Consider the following 24,590-nt stretch of genomic DNA (forward strand, 5'->3'; position numbering starts at 1 on the left):
GCACATACATTTTCGGAAAAATCGCTCCATTCGATTACGGAGCAAGCCGAAAATAGAAGATAAACGAAAAATGTCCTTCAAGAAATTCCGCATGGCGACATTCACATTCCTCACCGCGATTCTTGCGGCAACTGCGGAGAGCGGCGCGAAGCCGACTCTCGGCGGCATAGACGCGCTCATCGAGTCGAAGGACTACAACGCCGCGCTCATGATGGCGTCCGAATACATGAAATCGAACCCGCAGGACTTCGACAGGGCGCAGAAGAGAATCGAGCGGATAATGAAGGAGAGGCTCTCGTTCGACGAGAAGGCGGAGATGCTCGCCGACACGATGAAGAACGACAGCGAGAACGACGAGCACAAGATGGACCTGATTCTCGAGCTCGAGAACGCGGAGACGAACCAGACCGAACCGGCGCAGGAGCTTACGAGGCAGGCGCGGAAGACGCTCGCGCTCAAATTCTACATCGCGCGGTACAACTCCATAATGAAAAGCGGCTACGCCCTAGTGCGGGACGGGGACTACGGCGGCGCGACAGAGAAATTCCGGGAAGGATTCACCCTCAAGCCGAACGACACGGACAGGACGTTCGACGCGGAGCATCCCGACGGGGTTCCCGTCGTCTATGCCGACGACATAACGGTTCCCGTCGCCGAAACGATGGGGCGGATAGAGGAATCGCTTCCCGCGATGACGGACATAATCGAACGGTGCCAGCGCTCCTACGAATCGTTCATGGGCGCGATGAAGGCGGCGGATTTTGCCGCGGCGAAAAAAGCGCAGGGCGGCGTCGCCGAATCGTTCGGGGAGCTTGCAAAATGGAGGGAAAATCTCATCGAGGAGGTCGGGCGCCTGAAGGAAATCGACAAAACCGCGAACGAGAGGAACCCGCTCCTCGCGGGCTTCAGCTACATCACGTTCACGCTCGGCTTCGTGACGGGCGACGACAACGAGAAGTCCACGGGAATTCTCGGAACGCTCGACTCGTTCTGGAACACGCGCGTCGAGTCGATGAAGGACGAGGCGTATTCGCTCATCCGCGAGCGCTTCGCCTCCATCAAGGAAAACCTCCCCATCGGGCGGATACGGGAGCTGTCGCCGCTGATTGCGGAACAGAAGGAGCTCGCATCCTCCGTCCCCGTCCTCGCGGAAATCGGAAAGGAAATCCACGCGCTGCACTCGCTCGTGAAGACGGACGACGGAAGGGAAATCGGAAAGCTGTTCACGGAATACGGGAAGTCGCTCGACTTCGCCGTCCGATTCGCGGGAACGCTGTCGAAGATACTCGACGAGACGGAGATTCTGTCCGACGAGGAGCTTGTCAGGGACGCGGCGGACATCGAGGACGGGAATTTCGTCGAGGGGGACGAATTTTTCAGGCACCACGTCGGCTCGGCGCTCAGGTACGGGCAGTTCCTGGCGGCGGCGGACAAGGACGACGGCTATATCAAAACGGAGCAGGCGCGCGAGGACGGGTTCTTCGCGGAGACGGACACATCGCACCGCCAGAAAATCGGCAGGACGGCGGGCGCGCAGCTTTCCGACGACGTGCTCGACTTCAGGGACGCAATCGCGTACGGGCAGGAACTCCGGGCGCTGAACAACAAGGAGGCGGACGAGAACGAGAGGAAGCTCTGGCTCGGGCTTGCGGCGACGGCGGGAGCGACTTCGCAGTCGGCAGTCGACGACAGCATGATTCTCATAACGCGGGCGAAAACGCTGATGGATGGAATCGAGGTGAAGAGCGCGCGCATCACGAACGAGGACGGCGAGGAGGAGACGCTCACGAAGCGATACCCGTCGGAAGCGCGGACGACCCTCCTCCGCCTTCTTTCGGAGACGGAGGAGAAGAGCGGGCAGCTCAAGGAATGGCGGAAGCTGCTTTCGGACGGGGAGAAGGTCAGGCCGGAGATTACGAATTTCGGAAGCGGCGTAAAAGCGTTCGACGGCTCGATACGCGAGCTCGACGGGATAATCGCCGAAAGCCGGACTATATCATCCGCGGCAGAAAAGCAGATGATGCGCGCGGAGCAGGCACTCAACGAGGCGAAGCTGAACTACGAGAAGGCGGTCGGCGCGCTCGGCAAGGAGGATTTCACCGAGGCGCGGCGCAGGCTCGAATTCTCGCGGCAGAAATACACGGAAAGCCTCTCTCTGCAGGAATCCGCGACGATACGGAACGAGAGCGACGAGATTCTCGGCGCGCTCGGCGAGCGGATAGTCCGCGAGGAGAACGAATTCGTCATCAGGGAAGTGCGCGCGCTCAAGGACGGGGCGCAGGACTCGTTCTACGAGGGCGACTTCGAGCAGGCGGAAAAGAAACTCGTCCGGGCGCAGGCGCGCTGGGCGACGACGAACACGGAAAGCGACGCGGAAATCGAGAACCTCCTCGACATCGTGCGGACGGCAAGGACGATGCAGACGGGGCGGAAGCTTTCCCCGTCCGACCCGCTCTACTCCGACATGTCGCAGCTTCTCAGCGCGGCGACCCAGCTCTACGGCGAGGGCGAGAAGCTGCTGAAGAAAGGAAGGAAAACGGACGCGGATGAAAAGCTCTCGCTGGCGCAGGAGAAAATCCGGGCGATACAGCAGATATACGCGCTCAACGAGGACGCGGCGCTGCTCTCGCTCAGGATAGAGAAGCTCACCGACCCGAAGGCGTTCGGCGAGAATTTCCCGGCGAAAGTCAGGCAGGCGGAGGAGATGAAATCCGTAAGGGAACGGCTCGCGGCGCTCGAAAACCTCGAGAGCATAAACCCATCATACCCGGGGCTGTCGAAGAAGATTTACGACCTCAAGCTCTCGATAGGGATAATACGGAAACCCGTCACCGACACGACGAAAAAGGATTCCGACGACCTGTACAACCGCGCGCTCGCGATATTCAACAGCGCGGGGACGAACCAGGCGCGGCTCCGCGAGGCGACGGGGCTTCTCGACAGGGCAATCGCGCTCAACCCGTCGAACAGGAACGCCACGCGGCTCAAGGACCGCATACAAAGCAGGATAGGAGGAACGGCAGTCGCCGTGCTGACGTCGAACGACGAGCAGATGTACCAGCGCGCGGTAAACTTCTTCACCGCGGGAAACTATCTCATGGCGGACAGCATACTGAAAACGCTTTTGAAGAACCCGGCGGCGCAAAAATCCGCGAAGATAATGGATTTGCGTCGGCGCGTGGACAACAGGCTCTGAGGAAAATCACACAATGAAAGGAACGAACGAATCACGCGCGCGGAAAATCGCGTCGAAAATAGCAGCCGCTCTCGCGGCGCTCACAATCGCGGCGGCCCTCTCCGCCGACATCGCGGGAATCCCCGCAGGAAAACGGCAGCTCTACTGGGAAAAGCCCCGCGCGATAACGAAGGCGGACTCGCGCTTCCCGCAGGCAGTCTCGTGCGGCGGGAGAATGACGGTATTCTTCGAGGAAATCGACAGCGCGAACAACCGCATGTGGATTTCGGAAGTCTCGCGGAACGAGGGCGAGCTTTCATGGGGAGAGCCGAGGAGAATCTCCCCGCCGATACGATACGCGGGAGAGGTGCCCGACATACTTTCGGCGGCGGCGCGGGAGGACGGAACGGTCGCGCTCGCGGCGCAGTCATCCCCGGGCGAGATAACGGTCTACACGTCGGGCGGCGGGGATTTCACGGAATCGAAAATCGACTGCGGCGGGAAGGAATTCGCCGGCGGAAGGATTTTCGCGACGGCTCGGGGAACGTTCATGATTTTCGCGTCGCTCGGGGACAGCTCGGCACGGCGCGAGGACGGATTCTTCTCGATATACGCCGCGGAATCTGCCGACGGGAAAAAATGGTCGCCGCTCTCCCCGTTCGGCGCCGCAAGCGGAATCTCGAACCCGTTCGTCCCGACGCTCGCGCCGATAAAGCGGGACGGACGGAAAACGGACGCCGTCGTCTTCCAGGGAATCCCGTCGGGGGAGCTTACGGCAGGCTCCGTCTTCCAGCTCTTCTACGCAGAGAGGAAGGAAGACGGCTCGTGGGAGAACGCCGCGGCGATAACGTCCGGGGCAGGATACCGGAACCAGCGCCCCGCGCTCGCGTTCGAGGACGACGGAAAGGGCGGCGGGAACGTCCTCGTTTCATGGGAGCGGACGGAGACGACATCGGACAGCGCGCGGATTGTCGTCGCGGAGATTTCAGGCGGGATGATTTCCGACGCGGAGGAGCTTACGTCACGGGGGGACGCGCACCGCCCGACGTTCTTCGAAAACGGCGGAAAAACCGCCCTCGTCTGGTTCGACGACAGGAAGGGAACGGACGGAATCTACATGGCGACGAAAAACGGCTTCCTCTGGACGGAAGAGACGCTCTCCGAGACGAAGACGAATTCGCGGTTCGCCTTCCCCCTCGTCATGGAAAGCGAGATTGCGTTCGCGTGGGAAGACGACAGCGGGGAGCAGGGGCGCATAACGGTCCTCGAGACGGACAGAAGCTGCGGGAAACCGGAAATAATCGCGGAAAGCTTCAGAAAGGGAGAGAGGAGCACGTCTGAAAAAGCCGCCGCACGCGTCTCGCTTCCCGACGACTCGAGCGGGATAGCCGGGTTCACGTGGATATGGACGCAGGACGAGGACGAGGAGCCGCCGAAGGACGCGTCCAAGCTCGTCCTTCCGGGGAAAAAGCACATCACCTCATATGCGGGCGGCGACGGAATCTGGTTCTTCAAGGCGCGCGCGCTCGACAACGCGGGGAACTGGTCGGAGCCGGCGTCGCTCAGGTATTGGCGCGACCTCACGCCGCCGCTTCAGCCCGTCATAAAGGAAGTCGCGGAAGACGAATTCGGGTTCGCGCAATCGAACGACTTCACCATCGAATGGGAGGACGACGAGCGGGACGACGACATCGCGGGATACTCGTGGAACATCACGCCCATCGGGGTGCTCGACAAAACGCTCATGGTCAACAAGACGCACCCGCTGAGGGTTCCCGGCGCGACGGTCGAGAAGCGCGTCTCCGACATGGTTCTGCGGTACACGAAGGAGCGGGAGCTTCAGAAATGGGACAAAAAGTCGAGGCCGCCGCGAAAAATGATGGGGCAGCGGAAATCAGCGTCGTTCAGGAACCACGAGAACGGGCTTTTCATCTTCTCCGTCTGCGCCATAGACAAGGTCGGGAACATCGGGGAGCCGGCCGACTATCTCATCATACTCAACAAGTACCAGCCGCAGACAAAGATTCTGGGCGTCACCCAAAAGACGGACGAATTCGGCACGGTCTCGATTGCGATAACGGGCGAGGGATTCCTCTACGACGGGACGATTTCGGAAGTCGCGCTCGAGTCGGAAGGCAGGTCCTACCGGTTCACCAAAAAAAACGGGCTCGTAGTCGCGTCGGACTCGCGCATCGAGGGAATCTCGCTCCCCGACATGAAGGCGGGAACGTACAGGATAACGGTCACGCACACCGACCGCGGGAAATCGACATGGAAGTCGAGGCTCGTCGTGACGAAATCCGGGATAATAAAGCACGGCAACCGGTATTTCTTCGAGGCGGAATGGAAGAAGGCGGATGAAAGCGCTGGCGGAATCGGATTCGGAGACCTCGCGCTCGTCCTCGTCGCCTCGCTCCTCGTCATGTCCACCATAGCGGCGGCGAGGGGGCTTACGGGCACGGTCAGGCAGATGGCGGAAATAAAAGGCGCGATAACGGCGATAATGGGAGGAGAGAAAATGCCAATCGAAAAGAAAGAGGAACTCAGGCAGGCGTTCGGGCGGAGGGGAATCAGCCTCAAGGCGAAGCTCTTCCTTTTCACCACAATCCTCGTCATATCGATTGTATCGCTCGTCGCGGTCTCGCTCGGGCGCAGGCTTTCCGACACGCAGGAAATGACGCTCGCGAAAGGGCTTCAGGAACGCGTGGACGTCGTCATGGAGAGCATCTCAAGCGGCGTCAGGACATACCTTCCCGAGGGGCTCGAAAAAAGCACCGACATCGCGACGCTGCCGAACCAGACGGCATATTTCAGCGAGGCTGATTTCGCGACGGTCACGGGCCTTCCCAATTCGGGAGAGAACACGAACATCGACTACGTCTGGGCGTCGAACGACCCCGGCATACTCTCGAAAATCGACTCGAAGGAGCTGAACCAGGGCTCGTCACGGCTGTCGAATCCCGACGAGCGGATTTTCTCCATAATCGGGGGGCTGAACAAGGAGGCGGTCTCGCAGGTCAGCGACATCTCCGCGGGAATCGCAATCCTGCGCGCGGAAATGGCGGACGAGAAGACGACGGACGGGCGGCGCGAGGAGATTTCGAGGACGACGACGGAGCTTTACCGCGAGATTGAGCGGAAACTCAACGAGCTGTCGTCTGACGCGAGCGGCTCCGTTCCCCCTTTCAGCACGCAGAAGCTCGACCGCTCGCAGCGGACGTACACGTTCTACAAGCCGGTCCTCTACCGGCAGAGCGGCGACGAGGAGACGTTCGTGCGCGCGCTCGTCATGATGCAGGTCTCGACGGAGGAGCTCATCGAATCCGTGGACAGGGCGCGGCGCGACATCTTCATCATCGCGGTCGTCATCGCAATCATCGCGATAATCATCGGCGACATCGCGGCGTTCGCGCTCGCATCGGTCATCGTCAACCCGATAAGGCGGCTCGTCCTCCACGTCAAGAAAATCGGCGAGACGGCGGACAAGGAGGAGCTTGACGGCGAGGAAATCGAAATAAAAAGCCGCGACGAGATTCGGACGCTCGGCGACGCGGTGAACGACATGACGCGCGGGCTCGTGAAGGCTGCGAAGGACGAGAAAATCGCCGCGAAAATCCGCGAGGAGAACATCAGGACGCGTGAGGAGGCGGCGCGGGCGCAGGCGGAGGCGGCGGAAGCGCAGGCGCGCGTCCTCGAGGAACAGGAGAAGGCGCTCGAGGCGCAGAAGATGAACATGGACGGAAAAGCCGTTCAGAACGCCCTGATTCCGCTGAACGCCGGAAGGGACAACAAGCAGACGACGGCAAGCTACCGCGACAAGGAAATCGACCTCTTCTGCTATTACGAAGGCTCGGACGACGTTTCCGGGGATTTCTTCGACTACAAAAAGCTCGACGACAGATGGTACGCCGTCATAAAGTGCGACGTCTCCGGCCACGGAATCCCAGCCGCGCTGCTCGTCGCCGTCATCGCCACGATTTTCCGCGAGTATTTCTCGGACTGGAGCTTCAAGAAGAACGGGACGCGCATAAACGAGCTTGCCGGAAAGCTCAACGAATTCATCGGAAACCTCGGGCTGCGCGGAAAATTCGCGACGCTTCTCATAGGGCTGTTCGACTCGAAGAACGACGACGTGTACCTCTGCCACGCCGGAGACAGGATTGTGCGCGTGTTCGACGCGGAGAAAAAGCAGCAGAAGACAATCGAGCTTGACAGCGCGACGAGCGGAATGCCTGCCGCCGGTCAGATAGAGCAATGGATGGTGGACATGAAGGGCGGATATCAGGTCCGCAAATTCAAGCTCAGGAAGAACGACATCCTCTTCCTCTACACCGACGGCATCGAGGAGGCGCAGAGCTATTTCAAGGACGAGCATTTCAGGAACAGGAAATGCGGCGAGAAAGTCCACCTCGACAAGGACGGGAAGCACATAAACCACATGCCCGACGAGGAATACGAGGAATTCGGCAACGACAGGATAAAGGAAATCGTCGAGTGCGTTTTCAACAGGCGGAAATACACGCTCAAAAGATGCCACCCGCAGAACCCGTCGGAGTCGCTCGAATTCGATTTGTCCGCCTGCACGGGAAGCACCGAGGACATGATTCTCGCGCTCGCATCAATCGAGAAGGTGTTCCGCATGTACAAGAAGCCGGACGCCCGCGGAAATGTGACGAAGGACGACAAGGGAAACATCCGCATCGACGGCGACGGAATCCGCGTCGACAGAAAAATCGACGAATTCCTGTCGCGGACGTTCAGCGGCTACGATTTCTACTGCCGCGACAAGATGGACATGGGCGAGCAGAACTACCTCTACTACATCAACGTCAACGAGGACAAACAAGCCGACGACCTGACAATATACGCGATAAAAAACCTTTAAGGGGCAGGCGCACGCATTGTTTAGCGCGCGTTTTTCTTTATTACATGGAGCGTGCGCACGCAGCTCCCCGCGTTGCGGGGAGTGCGCCATGTCGGGCGATTTCGTGTCGATTAGCAATTCGGCGGTTTTAGCAAACGTTGCATTTCCGCCACGGGCAGGCACGCATTATTTAACGCGCGTTTTTCTTTATTATTCCGAGCGTGCGCACGCAGCTCCCCGCGTTGCGGGGAGTGCGCCTTGATGGGGGCTTTCGTGTCGATTTGCAATTCGTCGGTTTTAGCAAACATCGCATTTCCGCACCGGGCAGGCACGCATTGTTTAGCGCGCGTTTCTCTTTATTACATGGAGCGTGCGCACGCAGCTCCCCGCGTTGCGGGGAGTGCGCCTTGATGGGGGCTTTCGCGTTGATTAACGATTTTCCGTGTTAAGCAAATATCTCAATCTCATCACAGGTAGGCACGCGCTCCGCGCGTGCCGGAGAACGCCCGTTCCAACTCATAACGCTTAGGACGCGCAACGGTTCACGGGGCGCACGTGCCGGTGAACGCCCGTTCCAACGCATAGCGACAAGGACGCGTCAAGAATTCACGGGGCGCACTATCGAGCGGACGAACGAGAGGGATGCGGGGACATCCACGACGCCTTCGAATATGAGGAGGGCGTCGGGACATTCCGCTTTTATCCGCGGGAGGAAATCCTTCCAGCCCATAATTCCCTGACCGAGGGGAGCGAATTCGAGGTTCCCGTCGCGGACTACGTAATCCTTCAGGTGGAAGCCCGCGATTTTTCCGCGGAACAATTTCATGCACCGGTCGAATATATCGGCGCGCTCCTCGTGGTTTCCGATGTGGAGGTAATTGTAGATGTCGACGATGAAGCGGAAATGCTCCAGCCCAGGGTCAATTTCGTCGGCAAGGCGGCGGAGAAGCTCGGGTTTGTACATGCAATGCCCCCACGCGCCCTCGAGCGCCATGCACACTCCGCTTTCCGCGGCGATTTTCGGCATCGGGGAGAAAACCTTCTTTACCGCCTGGAACGCCTCCTCCGTCTGGTTTCTCGGATTGTATGTCCATTTGTCGTCGTTGTAGCTTCCCGTCTCGCTGGCGACGAATTTTGCCCCGAACGCGGCGGCGTGCCTCAGGTGGTCGGCATATTTTTCCGCACCGGCGCGGACTTTTTTCTCGTCGGAATGTACTGGATTGAAATACGCGCCGAGAAGGGGAATCTCGACGCCGTGAGAATTGAACCCATTGCGGATTTCCGACACGACGTCATCGGTGAGCGTCCCCGGATTCCCGCTCTGCCCCTCGACAGCCTTCGCAATCGCCAGCTGGACGCCGTCGAACCCCCATTCATGCGCGGTCGAGCCGAGCCAGTCGGCGCTCCCCTTCCCGATATCGTGCGGTCTTATCAGAATTTTCATAAACGAACTCCTTCAAAAAAAAGTAAGCGGCGGAAAGCATGAAACGGACAGCCCGCCGCACCTTCGAAAAACCGATTCTACCACATCGGCGCGCGAGAACCACGTGCAAGTCCCGCCGACTTTGCGCACGATTCCGTCAACGGAACCAGAACGACGAGACTGGATTCAGGTCGTTCGCGCGGAGGAGCGCGACCGTGTCGGAATACCCGAGCTCGATGAGCGAGGCTATTTTCTCCTCGCTGAAATTCGCCGTCCCCTCCCAGAAATTACCGAGCGCGACGGAGGGAACTATGTCGATGAAATCGACGGGACTTCCTTCAGACGGGCGGCGCAGCGCGGAATGGCGCGACGACGAGCCGACATCCTTGAGGTAGACGACGAACGCCTTCCCCACCCTGCCGGCGTTCTCCTCGACAGGCGCGACGGGCGTATTGTCGCCGCCGATGTGCTGCTGGCCGCCGTCAGAATAATAATTCCCGTCGGAAAGCTTCACGGGCTTCATGACGAGCGGGAACGCCGACGTCGCGAGGAGCTTCTTCCGTATCTCGTCGGAATCGACCTCCTCGTTCAGCAGGAAACGGTATGAATACGAGCCGATTTCCGACGTCACGAGCTTCAGGAGTTTTTTCGGGAGAGAATCGTTCCTCACCGCGGTGACGAACACTTTCGGATACGAAAGCGTCTTGATTTTCTCGACGCCGATTTCCCCGATTATCGAATCGAGCCCTGCCTGCGAAATCAGGCTCCCGTCCCCCTGAAGCCGCCCCGGAACTTCCTTGAGCCATATCGACTCGGCCTCGGCGGGCGTGACGCACGCGAAAAGAGCCGCGTTCAGTCCGCCGACGCTCGTCCCGGAAATGAGCGTCGTCTTCTGCGCGATGCCGAATTCCGAGAGCGCCTTCCAGACGCCGACCTCGTAGGCGCCCTTGCCGCCCCCGCCGGAAAGGACGAGCGCATATTCCTCGCAGGAAACCGCGCGGACGGCAAGGAAAAGCAACGCAGCGAGCCGGAGAAAAAACTGTCTGGCAATCATTCCTTCCTCCTCAGGACGCCGGAACCGAACGACGAGAAGTCGATGTCGGGAACGCGGTCCGAGCCGAGCGTCATTATCCCGAAAACGGCGAGGCTTTCCCCGTCAATCTGAAAATTCGAAAGGTTGTCCTCCGCGACCGCCGCCGGAACGAGGTGCGTGAGCGAATAGAAGACGCGGTTTTCCCCGCCGACGTTCCGCCTCGCCATCACGATTCCCACCTGAACGCCCCTGGAATCCGCCTTGGGATATCCGTCGGCGAGCGCGAACCGGCGCTGCCACATCGCCTCGAAATCGTAGGCAATCCCCTCATCGGCGCATATCTTCTTCCATTCGCCCGTCGCATCGAACGGAACGTCCGAAACCCTGAGGAACCGCGTCCCGTCCGCGACGACGGGAAATTCGACGACGCGCCCCCCGTCCCCGAGCCAGACGCCCTCAATCTCAGAAATCGAGCCGACATCGCGGAAATGCGGCGCGTCGGCTTTTCCACCGGCATCGACGGACGCGCACCCGGCAAGAGAAAGCGCCGCCAAAAAACCAAAAACGAAAAAAGAAACGAACATAAAAGGGAGTTTAGCACAGGGCGCCCGTCTTGTTTCAAGCGGGGTTATTCATCTTTCGGAACGGGCGCGGGCGCAACAAAAGCTGCGCCTTTTTCGGGGAAATTTTTTTCCGGCGGGGAAAACTTCTTTCTGAAAAGGACACCACCGTTTTGTTTCAAGCGGGGTTATTCACCTTTCGGAACGGGCGCGGGCGCAACAAAGCTGCGACCTTTTCGGGGAAGTCTTTTTTCCGGCGGGGAAACATTCTTTGCGGGGATTCTGCTTATGGGAAAGGTTCGGAAGATTGTTTATAATCGGGGGCATGGATATGAAAATTGAGAAGGCGCTGTTTCTTGTTCCGGTGCCGATGGCCGGGGAGTTTTCGGAGGGGGAGAACGGGAAGGTTCTGCCGGAGCGGAACGCGAGAATCGTGGCGGGAATAAGGAATTTTATCGTGGAAAGCAGGAAATCGGCGGTGCGGTTTCTCATCTCGCTCGACAAAAATTTCCCAATCGACGAATGCACGTTCACGGAGCTGAGCGAGCACACAGCGGCGGGAGCGGATTTGTCGCACCTGCTCGACCCGATTGAGAAGGAAGGAAAGCCGATGGGCGTGATTTCCGACGCGGGATGCCCGGCCGTGGGCGACCCCGGAAGCCGCGCGGTAGAGCTCGCGCACCGCAAGAACATCCGCGTCGTTCCCCTCGTCGGCCCGAATTCAATGATACTGGCGCTGATGGCGTCGGGGTTCAACGGGCAGAATTTTGCGTTCAACGGATACCTTCCGGTGAAGGGCGGAGAGCGCGAGTCGAAGCTGCGGCAGCTCGAATCGCGCGCGATAAAGGAGGACCAGACGCAGCTTTTCATCGAGGCGCCGTACAGGAACGCGAAGATGTTCGAGGCAATCATCAAGACGTGCGCGGACGGGACTCGGCTCTGCGTTGCCGCGGGAATAACGGGCGACGGGGAATTCATCAAGACGCGCACAATCCGCGAGTGGAAGAAATGCGAGCCTCCTGAAATCGACAAGGTCCCCGCGATTTTCCTCATTTACAAAGGGACGGAAAACGCGAGGGGAAGCGGAAAAAACGCGCAGAAAAGATAAGGCTCTGCCATGATTTATCGTCATTCCGAACGGATTTCACGGAAATCATGTTTCGGAATCCACGTACGCCGATATATGGATGCCGAAACAAGTTCAGCATGACAAATTTCCAGACAGAGCGATGATAAAAAAACCGCCCCGAAAAACGGGACGGTCTCTTTCCTACCTCCGTTTTCCGAATATGCGGAGGACTGCGAGGAACAGGTTTATGAAATCGAGGTAAAGCTCAAGCGCGGCGAGGATCGAAATTTTCTGGTAATCGTCGCTGCCGTTCGCGCTCTCGGCTATGCGGAAGAGCTTCTGCGTGTCGTATGCCGTAAGCCCGGTGAAAACCGCGACGCTCGCGACCGAGATGATGAAGTTGAGGAACGTCATCGGGTTTCCCGTCACGAGGTGGATTACGAACTGAACCACATTCGCGATGATGATTCCGATTAAGGCCATAATCAGGTACTTTCCGAAAGACGAGAGATTTTTCTTCGTCGTCGCCCCGTACCAGCTCATGATTGCGAACATGGCGGCGCTGCCGAAGAACGCGGACGCTATCGAGCTTATCCGGTAGACGATGAATATCGTCGAGAGCGTTATCCCGTTCAGGACGGCGTAAACGAAAAACCCGATTGCCGCCGTTCCGAAAGAAATCTTCCTTATCATGGAAGAAAGCCACATCACCACGACAAATTCAGCGATGGCGAGCACCCAGAACCCAATCATTCCGTTGCCGAAAAGCACCATGCCGAAGCGCGACAACCGCCCGTCCGCACCGAACACAGCGTTCGCGGCAAAGAAAGAAACAAACGCGCTCACAAAAAGAGCGAGCGACATCCAGCCGTATGTCTTTCCGATAAAGGAAGAACGTTCCTGCGCGGAAAGCTGGACTCCAGAATTGAACCCGACCATTTTCACCTCCAAGATGATAAGCGAGATATCCGGAAACACCCCGTTCCCGGCACGGCGAATGATAGCAGAGTTCGCGACAATAAAAAAGAAGCACGCGCCGCCATCATTGTTCGCGATATAAAATTGTAATTATTACACTTTTATTGTAGAATCAATTCCATTATGATGGAAAAGAATTTTTCTCAGGCAATTGCCGCAAAAGGAATCAGACCCTCGATGCAGAGGACCGCAATCTACGAATATCTCTGCACGCACCCGACACATCCGACGGTGGATGCCGTCTACCGCTCGCTTTCGGCGACGCATCCGACGCTCTCCCGCACCACGGTCTACAGCACGCTGCGGCTTCTCGCGGAGCACGGGCTTGTCCAGGCGATAACGATAGAGGACGACGAGCTCAGGTACGACGCGGAGACGAAGCCGCATATCCATTTCAAATGCCGGAAATGCGGGCGAATCGACGACGTTTTCATCGGCGGGAAAATCGTCGAATTCAACTCGACGTGCGCATCGTCCGTCGGGAACGGCTGCAAGGTGGACGCGATACAGACGAACGTGTGGGGGCTGTGCGCGGAATGCGCCGCAAAAAGCGCGTCATCATAAGAAAAGCAGGCGCGCAAACGCGTTTATCAACATGGCGCAATGCTCCGATAATCTAAGGAAATCCGTTCAGCCGGAACAGCGCCGGGATTTTTTTGAGGAACATCCCGGCTCGGGCTGCCGATTTTTTTCCAAACAGATTTTCAGGAGAACAGAATGAAACTAACCGTCAAGAACGTTTTGCTCGCCGCGGGAATTCCTGCCGCGACGCTCGCGCTGCTTATGGCATCATGCGCCTCATCCCCGAAAAACGTCACGATACAGGAGCTTATCAGGGAGGGGAGGTTCGACGAGGCGAAACAGCTGTTCGCGACGCAGGACGTGAACGAGACGGACTCCGAAGGGAACACCGCCCTGCACATCGCCGCGCAGATGGACGAATCGGACCTCGTCAACTTCCTTATAATAAAGGGCGCCGACCAGCAGATAAAAAACAAATTCGGCGACACGCCGCTCCACGCGGCCGTCAAGAACAACGCCGTCCATTCCGGCGCGACGCTCACGCTCTACCGCGCAAACATTTTCGAGAAGGACGCCTCGGGGAACACGCCGCTTGAGATTTCGCTGTCGAAGGGCGACGAGTGGTACAACATAATGATAAACCACCAGACGGGAAAGCTCCGCGACATAAACGGAGAATCGATCGTCCATTATTTCGTGAGGACGCGGAACGAGAAGGCAATCGACTGCTGCATCGAGCAGGGGCTCGAGCTTTCCGTGGAGGACGACAGCGGAACGACGCCGCTCAAGCTCGCTTACAAATCCCCGAACGACTACAGCGCGATGAGGATTGCCGCGAAGCTCATCCTTGCCGGAACGCCGAGAGCGGGGGGCGACTTCGACTACTTCGAGAAGGCGGTCTCAAGCCACAACCCGCTCTACCGGTTCGACGACGGGCAGACGCCGCTCCACATCGCCACGCTCTCCGACCACACGGGAATTGTCGAGTACATCCTCAAGGAGCCTACGACAATCCCGATGGCAAGCCTTCTCTCGGCGCAGGACATTTCCGGCGCGACGCCGCTTCACGAGGCGGTACGGTGGGGCAAGGTGCAGACGGCAAGCGCGCTCATCAGCGCCGGGGCGAACGTCGATGCGCGCGACAACCTCGGGAACACGCCGATTCTGCTGACGATGCCGGACGGCGTCCAGAACGACCTCTACCAGCTTCTCATCAGAAGCCGCGCGAACGTGAACCAGAAGGACATGTTCGGAGACTGCGTCCTCCACAAGGCGACGATGAACAGGACGTCGACGGAAATCCTCGCGCTCCTCATCGACTCGGGCGCGCAGGTGAACGAGCGCAACAAGCAGGGCGTGACCCCGCTTGCGCTGGCAATCGACAACGGCGTCACGGAGCACATCGATTTCTACGCGAAGCACGGCGCCGACATATACGCGGAGGACATGAACGGGCTCACCCCGATAAGCCGCGCGATGAAAACGGACTCGTTCGAGATTCTCAAAAGCCTAATCTCCAGCAAGAACGTGAACACGAAGGATTCGGGCGGAAACACGCCGCTCCACCTCGCGATAAACGAGAACTGCTCGAACGAATTCCTCGAATACCTCATCGGGGAAGGCGCCGACTCCAACGCGCGCAATTCAAGCGGCGACTCGGTGCTGTTCCTCGCGACGCAGAAGAACAGGAAGACGGCAGGCGAGCTTCTCCTCGCGAACGGCGCGGATATTTTCGCGACGAACACGAAGAACAACTCGCCCCTCCGCGTCGCGCTGACGAACGAGAAAGTCCAGGACTGGTTCATCAATTCTGAGACGCTGCTCATGAGGGACGGAAGCGGGAATTCGCCGCTCCATTACGCCGCCGAATGGAAATACGACAAGGCGACGAAAATGCTCATCGAGCGCGGCTCCGACGTAAACGCCGTAAACGCGAACGGCGAGACGGCCGTATTCTCCGCGGTGAAGAACAACGGGGCATCGATAATCGACATACTCGTGAAGAACGGGGCAATAGTCGATTCCCGCGACGAGAAGGCGCGCGACAATCTCGGCAACACGCCCCTCCACGCGTGCGTGAAATGGGACGCCACGAACGCCGCAAAGAAGCTCATCTCCTACGGCGTCGACGTCGACGCGCAGAACCTGAGCGGGCGGACGGCGCTCAGCGAGACGTGCAGGACGGGCAGAAAGGACATGGCTGTCCTCCTCATCGACTCGGGCGCGAACGTGAACGCGACGGACACGCTCGGACGGACGGTCCTGATGGACGCGGTCCAGGGGCAGAATCTCGACATGGTGAAGCTTCTTCTGAACAACGGCGCGAATGCCGGCGTCCAGGACATGAACGGGCGGAGCGCATACCACGACGCCGCGCAGACGGGAAAAATCGAAATCATAAACGCGATACGCGATGTCGGCGGGAACCCGCTCTCGCGCGCAGCGAACGGGGACACTCCCCTCTCGCTCGTGTTCGGAAGCGACGAGCAGGTGATAAAGGCCGTGCTCGGGACGAACACCACGATTGTCGACAGCGACGGAAACACGCCCGTCCACATCGCGGTCGAAAAGCACGCAAGCCAGAAAATACTCAAGATGCTGCTCGGCTCCGGATACCCCGTCAGCCAGAGGAACGGAAAGGGCGTCACCGCGCTGCACATCGCAGTCACGGAAAATCTCCGCACGCTCGCGCTGATTCTCCTCGAAAACGGCGCAGACCCGTTCCTCGCGACGAACGACGGGCAGAATCCGATAACGCAGGTTTTCAAGACGAAGAACACGTACATCCTCGACGCGATTGTCAAATACAACGCGAAGAAAACGGACGCGCAGGGAGACTCGATTCTCCACTACGCCGCCAGAAGCGCGGACGAGGAGACGGCGAAGCACCTCGTGGAGCTGGCGCTCAGCAAAACGCAGCGGAACATCTCGGGCGAGACGCCCGCACAGATGGCGGCGCGCTGGGGACGCCCGGAAATCGCGGAAATTCTGAAATAAAGCAAACCGGGCGGAATATTATCGGGGGTGCGGAGTTCGTTCCGCGCCCCGTTTTTTTTCGGGACGGAGAATGCGAGGAATCCGCCCGGCAACCATCACTCGATTTCGCGCCACCATTTCTGCCGGAACATGGAAAGGTCGTCCTTCGTCAAATCGACAGTCTCGCCTATTTTCGGGGTGATGAACCGGAGTCCGGTCTCCTCCGCATGAGATACGAAGCGCTCGACGGAATCGTCCCACGCATGGTCGGAAAGGACGAACGCGCCCCAATGGACGGGCATCGCGAGTTTCGCCCCCACCGCCGCCATCGCGTCCGCCCCCTCCTCCGGGAACGAATGAATGCGCGCCCATCTCGTGCTGTATTGCCCACATTCCATCAGCGCGAAATCTGAATCCCCGTATTTCTCGCGGATTTTTCCGTAATGGGTGGAGAACCCGGAATCCCCGTTGTAGAAAACCTGCCTTCCGCCCGCCTGTATGACCCAGCTCGCCCACAGCGTCCCGTTCCTGCCGGTAAGCCATCTTCCAGAAAAATGCTGGGCAGGCGTGCACGCGACCGTCACCCCGTCATCCCCGGCGCTCTCCTCCCACCACGCGAGGTTCTCGACTTTCGCCATGTCGAACTTCCATTTCCTGAGGTGCGCCTCGACGCCGAGGGGAACGATTACCCGCCGGACTTTCGGGGAAATCGCCTTCATCACCGAGTAGTCGAGATGGTCGTAGTGGTCGTGCGAGATAATCATCACGTCGATTTGGGGAAGGCTGTCCACGGTGACGGGGCATTTCGTGAAGCGCTTCACCCCTATCCACGAAACGGGCGAGAGCTTCTCGCTGAAAACGGGGTCGATAAGGATGTTCTTTCCCGCGACCTGAACCAAGACGGAAGAATGCCCGAACCACGTCACCGTGAACTCGCCGTCTGAAGGCGCGGCACTGAACGAAGGCTCGGCAAGAGGAAGCGCAGTCTTCGGGCGCGCGCCCTTCGTCGAGGCGTGATTTCCCCCGGCGGAGGAATCGTCCGTCATGAGCCTGACATCATCCTCGTTGCGGAAGGATTTTCCGTCGTAGTTGGCGGCGCGGCGGGCATAGTCCTCGCGGTCCGATTTCGACGGCTTCCCGCCGACGCCGGGCAGGAAAAGGACAGCATACACCGGCACCACAAGCACAAAAAGAACGGCTGCAATCAGAACCATACATCTCCTCATCTTCACCTCCCATCAGCAGGATAGAAATGTACGGGAACTTCGGGAATAAGGCAAGGATTCCGCGCCCCAAACATAAGGAATCGCTCATGTCAGGGAAATTTTACAATTCCGCGGTGGCTTCAGAATTTCCGCGGTGGTACAGTTACCCGTCCCGAACCGAGGCGCATGCCGCACACTCGGGACACGTCCATAAAAACGAAGGGCATCCCCAAATCCGTACCGGTTTTTGCGGGCGCCCTTCAAAATCCATGCGTTTTTTCAGGGAGGCGCCCATGAACGAGAGGAAAAGAGGAACGAAGGCTGCCGCAGCAATAGCAGTGGCAATCCCGCTCGCAGCAGGCGGGCTGTCGGCGCTCATAAGCTCTGACGCGATGAGACAGTATGCGAGCATGCCAAAACCGCCGCTCTCGCCGCCGCCATGGGTTTTCCCGCTTGCATGGACAATCCTCTACGCGCTGATGGGCGCCGCAAGCTTCCTGATATACGCGTCATCGGAGGAAAAAAAGGAAGGCGCACGGAAAAAGGCGCTCGCGCTCTATGCGCTCCAGCTTTTCCTGAATTTCATATGGTCGCCCCTCTTCTTCAACGGGGGAATGGCGCGTCTCTCGCTCGCCGTCCTCATCCTCCTGTGGATGTCCGTCGCGGCGCTGATATTCTTCGCGGGAAAAACGGGGAAGGCTCCGGCGGCGCTTCTTATTCCGTACCTCGCATGGCTCACGTTCGCGGGATATCTGAACGCGGCCGTCGCCATCGCACAATGACGAGGGATGACAGGGCAGTATTTCACGGAAATTCCGCTCCGTCATTCCTCGTGCATTAATTCGGAACGGACGTTTTTCGGCTCCATTTCGAGTTTCTGCTATCCGCAACAGCGCATAACTAGACCTGCCCGGTGACTTCGTTATCGCCCAGGTCGACGAGTTCAAATACGTGCAGACAGCACTTTTTTTTGAACATCGCATTTTCAGGCAACCTGTTCTGAAACCGAGGTTTCAGAACAGGTTTTCTTTTTTATTCATGAAAGGACAAACGCGCCCGTGTAGAGCTGCCAGTATCGTCCGCGGCGCGCGAGAAGCTCTTCGTGAGTGCCGCTTTCGATTACGGCGCCGCGCTCGAACACGACGATGACATCCGCGTTCCTGACCGTCGAAAGCCGGTGCGCTATCACGAAAACGGTGCGTCCCTTCATGAGCCTGTCCATCCCCTGCTGGATGAGGCGCTCCGTCCTCGTGTCTATCGAGCTCGTCGCCTCGTCAAGGATGAGCACCGGCGGGTCGGCTACGGCGGCGCGCGCAATCGACAGGAGCTGTCTCTGCCCCTGCGATATTTCCGAGCCGCCGCCCGTCAGAACCGTGTCGTATCCGTCGGAAAGCTTTCTGATGAACGAATCGGCGTTCGCGAGCTTTGCGGCAGCCTCGACCTGCGCGTCGGACGCGTCGAGATTCCCGTAGCGGATGTTATCCCTGACCGACGCCGTAAAAAGGTGCGTGTCCTGCAGTACCATGCCGAGCGCGCGGCGAAGGCTTCCCTTCCGTATGTCCTTCACCGGAATTCCGTCGAACAGGATTTCGCCGTGACCGTCACCGACATCGTAGAATCGCGCGATGAGGTTCGCGACGGTTGTCTTCCCCGACCCCGTCGAGCCGACAAGCGCGATTCTCTGCCCTGCCGCCGCCTTTATCGAAACGTTCCGCAAAACGGGGGTCCCCTCGACGTAGCTGAAATCGACATTGCCAATCGAGACGTCGCCGCGGAGCCTTTTGAGCTGCCCCGTCCCGGAATCCTTCCACGCCCATTCGCCGGTACGCGCGAAGCTCTCGGAAACATGAGTCCATCCGAGCGAATCCATGAATTCGGACGCGTTGACGAGCGACACATCGCCGTCGTCGACCTCGGCCTTCTCATCGATGACGGCAAAAATCCGCTCGGCACCCGCAAGCGCGTTCAGAATCGAGTTGAACTGCTGGCTCATCTGCGAAAGCGGGCGCGAGAAATTCCTGAGCGACTGGAGGAAGCTGGCGACAGTTCCTATGTCCATGCGCCCGAGGATTACGAGGAACGCCCCTGCTATCGCGCAGAGCGCATACTGCGCGTGGCTCATGTTGTTCATGAGCGGCCCGAGTATCGAGGCGTAGGTGTTCGCACTTGTGCCGGACTCGCAGAGCATGTCGTTCAGCCCGGCGAACTGCTCGCACGACTTTTTCTCCCTCCCGAAGACCGTGACGACCTTCTGCCCCTCGACAAGCTCCTCGATAAAGCCGTTCACCTTCGCGATGTTCGCCTGCTGGCTCCTGAACGCCGCCGCCGAGCGCTTCCCAATCCGAGAGACGACGAGCATTATGACGGCTACCGTCGCGACGACGAGAACGGCAAGCGGGACGCTCAGCACTAGCATCATGACGAAAATTCCTGACACCTGGAAAAGCGCGGTAAAGAGCTGCGGGACGGTCTGGCTGAACATGTCGCGGAGCGTGTCTGTGTCGTTCGTGAAAAGCGACATCGTCTCGCCGTGCGTCCTCGAATCGTGGAAGCGGACGGGAAGCTCCTGAAGCCGGCAAAAAAGGTCGCGCCTGACAGCAAGCAGCGTCCCGGTCGATATTTTCAGCAGGATGCGCGCGGACAAAAAAGAGCAGAGCGCGCCGCAGACGTATATTCCCGCCATGACGGAGACGATGCGCAGGAGCCCCGCCATATCCGCGCCTTTTTTCCCGACAAGCGGGATTATGTAGTCGTTTATGGCAGGCTTGAGCAGGTATGCGCCGGCAACCTCGGAAAAGGCAGACACGACGACGCATACAAAAACGACAGGCCAAAGCGCCCTGAATTTTCCCATGTAGGAAAGAAGGCGGAGGATTGTCCTCGCCGCGTTCCTCGGTTTCTGCGTCCCCCTCATTTTTACTGGTGGCATCGTACATTCCCCCCAACAAGACGTTTCTTGCCGCGCATTCCTATTCCCCCGACATCTGGCTTTCGTAAACCTCGCGGTATATCGCGCAGCCCGCGAGAAGCTCCTCATGGGTTCCGATTCCGCACACGCGCCCCCCGTCCATCACGACGATGAAATCGGAATCAGCGACGGACGCGATTCTCTGGGCTATGATTATCTTCGTCGCGCCGGGCAGCGCCGAGCGGAGCGCGCCCCTTATGCGCAAGTCGGTCGCGGTATCGACGGCGCTCGTCGAGTCGTCGAGAATCAGCACGGCGGGCTTCTTGAGGAGGGCGCGCGCTATGCAAAGACGCTGCCGCTGCCCGCCCGACAAATTCACGCCGCCCTGCCCAATCACCGTCCCGTATCCGTCGGGAAGCGCCGACACGAACGAATGCGCGTCGCTCGCTGCGCACGCCTCCTCAATCTCGGAATCCGTCGCGTCCTCGTTCCCCCAGCGCATGTTCTCCGCAATAGTCCCCGAAAAAAGGACGCTCTTCTGGAGGACGACGGCGACGTTTTTGCGGAGGGAGCCGAGGCGCCAGTCCCTGACGTCAATCCCGCCGACGCGGACGGAACCCGAGGAGACGTCGTAGAGGCGCGGGATGAGCTGGACGAGCGTCGACTTCGAGCTTCCAGTCCCGCCGATAATCCCGACAGTCGCCCCCGCGGGAATCGAAACGCTTATGCCTGAAAGCACCTCCTTTCCCGCGCCTTCCGAATAGCTGAACGAGACGTCGTCGAATTCGACGGAAAGCCCGCCTGCCGCGCGAGCAGCTTCCGAGGCTCCCCCGTTCTCCATGACGGCAGGAACCTCGTCGAGCACCTCGCATATCCTCGAAACGGAGGCGCGGCTCAGTATGAACTGGACGAACATCATCGAGAGCATCATCAGGCTCATCAGAATCTGCGTTATGTACGAGAGGAAACTTATGAGGCCGCCCGTCGTCATAGAGCCGGAGACGACCATATTGCCGCCGAACCACAGCGCCGAGACGATGCACGAATAGATGACAATCTGCATAACGGGAACGTTCAGTATCACGATTTTCTCGGCGCGGACCTGCGCATCCCTCAGCGACACCGCGACGGAATCGAACTTCTCACGCTCGAAATCCCCGCGGACGAACGACTTCACGACGCGCATCGCGATAAGGTTCTCCTGCACGATTGTGTTCAGCCTGTCGTATTTCCCGAACAAAACGCGGAAACGCGGGTACGCGGCGGACGCGATGACGGAAAGGATGACGGCAAGGACGGGAATGACGGCGAAGAAGATGCACGCCAGCCGGAGGTTCACGACGCACGCCATGACCGTTCCGAAGACGAGCATGAGCGGGGCGCGCACCGCAGTCCTGATAAGCCCCTGGTATATGTTCTGCACGTTCGTGACATCGGTCGTGAGCCTCGTGACGAGCGCGCCAGTCCCGAATTTGTCTATGTTCCTGAAAGAGAACGACTGCACCTTCCCGAACAGCATGCGCCTCAAATTCCGCGAGAAGCCGAATGCCGCCAGCGACGACAGCCTTCCGCATCCGACACCGCACGCAAGCGAGAACAGCGCCATCGAAACCATGAGCGCGCCGTACATCGCGACTGCCCGGACATTTCTTCCGCCCACTCCGACATCGACAATCCGCGCCATGACGAGCGGAATCGTCGTCTCCATAAGAACCTCGCCGACCATCGCGAACGGGGAGAGAATCGTGAAGAGCCTGTATTTTCGCTCAAGTCCGGAGGTGAGCTTTTCCACGACATTCATAGGCTACAAGTCTATTCAAACAAATCGTGAAAATCCAATGAATTTATTGTTATGGTTGCCCGCATAAAAAAATCCCCCGCGAAAATCCACGGGGGAAAGATATTCGGGAAAACGGAATCAAAAAAACTCCGCGTCACACCTTCCGCGCTGGCAACGTCACAAACGGAACGTCAGAATTCGTCGCCGCCGTACGGTTTCCTGTATGACGACGAGCCGCGCCGCTCGGTGGGAGTATGGACGCGCGGGCGCGATTTCTCCGGCCTGCCGCGCTGGCCTTCCTGCCTGCGGAACCCTCCGCGCTGACCGCCGAACGAGCGCCGCCCGCCATCGGAATACCCGCGCCCCTCCGAGCGGAACCCGCGTCCGCCGCCGTTCGAGCGCGTGTCGATGTGGATATGCGGAATCGACGAGTCGCGGCGGCTCATCTCGATAACCCTGTCGGCGGCATCGCGCGGAAGCGTTATGAGCGAGAACGACTCCGTGACGTCAATCCTGTCGACCTGCCTTCCGGGAATGTGGAGAAGCCCGCTGAAATACGCCGCAATCTCCTTCGCGTTGAAGCCGTCCCTGCGCCCAAGTTGGACGAAAAGCCTGCGGGAATCCCTTCCGCCGCGCATCCGTCCGTTCCTGTCCTGGCTTCCGACATCGGAGACGTTCCCGTAATGGGACTCGTCAAGCGCGCTTCCGTACATCGCGGCAAGGACGCCGGCAAGGACGCCGACAGGATCGGCATCGGCGCAGAGCCCCTTCGCCATCTCGACGAAAACGCCGTCAGCCTCCTTGAGGCACGGTTTCGCCGCTTCGTCACGCGCAGGAGCGCCCTCGGGAAGCGGGACGACCTCGTCGCTTTCGAATGCAGAGGAATCGCAGGCGGCATCATCCCGCACGAGCCCGAGCTTTTTCTTGAGCGAGTCGAGGAGATGCGCCCGCTTCACGTCGAGGACAGCCTTGACGGACGGGACAGGCTCCCATTTCATCTCACCCTTCGCAGCCTTGCGTACGGTATTCCTCAAAAATTCAAGTTTTCTCCGCTCCTCGGGACGCACGAACGTCACCGCGACGCCCGACGTTCCAGCGCGGCCCGTGCGCCCGATTCTGTGGACGTAGGTCGCGCCGTCAAAAGGAAGCGAATAGTTCACGACATGGGAAAGGCCGCTGATGTCGATTCCGCGGGCGGCAACATCCGTCGCGACGAGGACGCGCGTCTTCCTTCTTCTGAACCGAGCGAGGATTTTCTCGCGCTGGTTCTGCGGGACGTCGCCGTGGAGCGCCGCCGCATCGTACCCGCGCTCGTCGAGGAGCTTCGTCACCGTGTCGGCGTCGTTCTTCGTCTGCGTGAAGACAAGCCCGTAAAAGTCGGGGCTCATGTCGATGAGACGGACGAGCGCCTCGATTTTCTCATGCTCGCGGACAAACCAGTATTTCTGCTCGATAAGGAGCGGCTCCTCAACGAACCCCTCCTCCTCGCAGACCTCGTACTCGCCCATGAACTGCTCGGCGATGCGGAGAATCGGCCTCGGCATCGTCGCGCTGAAAAGCAGCTTCCGCGCGTCCGGGTTCGCCGTCGCGAAAATAGACTCGATGTCGTCGACGAATCCCATGTCGAGCATCTCGTCGCCCTCGTCGAGTATGAAGTAGTCGATTTTGTCCAGTTTGAGCGTGCCGCGCTCGATGTGGTCTTTTATGCGCCCCGGCGTTCCGACGACAATCTCGACGCCCCTCCTGAGCGAGCGGATTTGCTCCCCGTACGGAGCGCCGCCGTAAAGGACGGCAACGCGGGGATATTTCGTCGTCGAGAAAGACTGAAGTTCCGTGCAAGTCTGCATGGCAAGCTCGCGCGTCGGCTCAAGGACGAGGGCGCGGACGTGGTCGCTCTCTTCGTGGATGCGCTGGACAATCGGAAGCCCGAACGCGGCAGTTTTTCCCGTTCCTGTGCGTGCTTTCGCTATGATGTTCGCGTCGCCGTTCAGAAGGCGCGGAATCGCCAGAACCTGTATCGGCGACGGCGTCTTGAATCCTTTTTTCTCTATCGCAGACAGGATGAACTCGTCGAGCCCCAAATCGGCGAACGACATC

At 59.1% G+C, this 24,590-nt stretch carries 14 protein-coding genes; 6 read left to right on the forward strand and 8 right to left on the reverse strand.

The genetic code is table 11. The features are described 5' to 3' along the window. Positions 1-70: 70 nt before the first annotated feature. Positions 71-3,196 (forward strand): hypothetical protein, encoded by a 3,126-nt coding sequence (locus tag TRESADRAFT_RS03055; RefSeq protein ID WP_002702739.1) that lies wholly within the window; start codon positions 71-73, stop codon positions 3,194-3,196. Between the two features lie 13 nt (positions 3,197-3,209). Next, positions 3,210-8,060: a PP2C family protein-serine/threonine phosphatase gene (locus tag TRESADRAFT_RS03060; RefSeq protein WP_002702740.1), complete on the forward strand. Its 4,851-nt coding sequence runs from the start codon at positions 3,210-3,212 to the stop codon at positions 8,058-8,060. A gap of 577 nt (positions 8,061-8,637) precedes the next feature. On the opposite strand, the gene TRESADRAFT_RS03065 is transcribed toward TRESADRAFT_RS03060, so the two are convergent. The 3 genes from TRESADRAFT_RS03065 to TRESADRAFT_RS03075 all read right to left on the reverse strand — a co-directional run bounded on the left by TRESADRAFT_RS03065 (position 8,638) and on the right by TRESADRAFT_RS03075 (position 11,079). Next, complete coding sequence (locus TRESADRAFT_RS03065; RefSeq protein WP_002702741.1) at positions 8,638-9,483, reverse strand: sugar phosphate isomerase/epimerase family protein; 846 nt, start codon at positions 9,481-9,483, stop codon at positions 8,638-8,640. A gap of 136 nt (positions 9,484-9,619) precedes the next feature. Beyond that, a complete protein-coding gene (locus tag TRESADRAFT_RS03070) occupies positions 9,620-10,516 on the reverse strand; it encodes a patatin-like phospholipase family protein (RefSeq protein ID WP_002702742.1) in 897 nt (298 codons plus the stop codon). After that, a complete protein-coding gene (locus TRESADRAFT_RS03075) occupies positions 10,513-11,079 on the reverse strand; it encodes a hypothetical protein (protein WP_002702743.1) in 567 nt (188 codons plus the stop codon). Before TRESADRAFT_RS03075 ends, TRESADRAFT_RS03070 begins: the two co-directional genes overlap by 4 nt. 301 nt (positions 11,080-11,380) lie before the next feature. Between TRESADRAFT_RS03075 and TRESADRAFT_RS03080 the strand changes: the two genes are divergently transcribed. Further along, positions 11,381-12,163, forward strand: coding sequence for an SAM-dependent methyltransferase (locus tag TRESADRAFT_RS03080; protein ID WP_217169653.1), 783 nt, complete (start codon positions 11,381-11,383; stop codon positions 12,161-12,163). A gap of 162 nt (positions 12,164-12,325) precedes the next feature. Here the strand turns inward: TRESADRAFT_RS03080 and TRESADRAFT_RS03085 are convergent, their stop codons facing one another. Then, entirely contained in the window at positions 12,326-13,063 is a 738-nt protein-coding gene (locus TRESADRAFT_RS03085; RefSeq protein ID WP_002702745.1) for a Bax inhibitor-1/YccA family protein, read from the reverse strand. A 162-nt stretch (positions 13,064-13,225) separates the two neighbouring features. Between TRESADRAFT_RS03085 and TRESADRAFT_RS03090 the strand changes: the two genes are divergently transcribed. Together TRESADRAFT_RS03090 and TRESADRAFT_RS03095 are read left to right on the forward strand one after the other, a co-directional pair. Next, positions 13,226-13,666, forward strand: a complete 441-nt coding sequence (locus TRESADRAFT_RS03090; protein ID WP_002702753.1) for a Fur family transcriptional regulator — start codon at positions 13,226-13,228, stop codon at positions 13,664-13,666. 153 nt (positions 13,667-13,819) lie between these two features. Beyond that, positions 13,820-16,621, forward strand: coding sequence for an ankyrin repeat domain-containing protein (locus tag TRESADRAFT_RS03095; protein WP_002702755.1), 2,802 nt, complete (start codon positions 13,820-13,822; stop codon positions 16,619-16,621). 95 nt (positions 16,622-16,716) lie between these two features. On the opposite strand, the gene TRESADRAFT_RS03100 is transcribed toward TRESADRAFT_RS03095, so the two are convergent. Beyond that, entirely contained in the window at positions 16,717-17,826 is a 1,110-nt protein-coding gene (locus TRESADRAFT_RS03100) for an MBL fold metallo-hydrolase (protein WP_002702757.1), read from the reverse strand. 272 nt (positions 17,827-18,098) lie between these two features. On the opposite strand from TRESADRAFT_RS03100, the gene TRESADRAFT_RS03105 reads away from it, so the two are divergent. Next, on the forward strand, positions 18,099-18,587 hold the full coding sequence (locus TRESADRAFT_RS03105; RefSeq protein WP_002702759.1) for a TspO/MBR family protein: 489 nt from the start codon (positions 18,099-18,101) through the stop codon (positions 18,585-18,587). A 254-nt stretch (positions 18,588-18,841) separates the two neighbouring features. Here the strand turns inward: TRESADRAFT_RS03105 and TRESADRAFT_RS03110 are convergent, their stop codons facing one another. The 3 genes from TRESADRAFT_RS03110 to TRESADRAFT_RS03120 form a co-directional block, all read right to left on the reverse strand. Continuing rightward, complete coding sequence (locus TRESADRAFT_RS03110) at positions 18,842-20,734, reverse strand: ABC transporter ATP-binding protein (protein ID WP_002702761.1); 1,893 nt, start codon at positions 20,732-20,734, stop codon at positions 18,842-18,844. A gap of 40 nt (positions 20,735-20,774) precedes the next feature. Continuing rightward, on the reverse strand, positions 20,775-22,514 hold the full coding sequence (locus tag TRESADRAFT_RS03115) for an ABC transporter ATP-binding protein (RefSeq protein WP_002702763.1): 1,740 nt from the start codon (positions 22,512-22,514) through the stop codon (positions 20,775-20,777). Between the two features lie 170 nt (positions 22,515-22,684). Then, complete coding sequence (locus tag TRESADRAFT_RS03120) at positions 22,685-24,589, reverse strand: DEAD/DEAH box helicase (RefSeq protein ID WP_141607084.1); 1,905 nt, start codon at positions 24,587-24,589, stop codon at positions 22,685-22,687. Position 24,590: the final 1 nt, after the last annotated feature.

Origin of the sequence: Treponema saccharophilum DSM 2985 (assembly GCF_000255555.1) — a bacterium.
Taxonomy (GTDB): domain Bacteria; phylum Spirochaetota; class Spirochaetia; order Treponematales; family Treponemataceae; genus Treponema_D; species Treponema_D saccharophilum.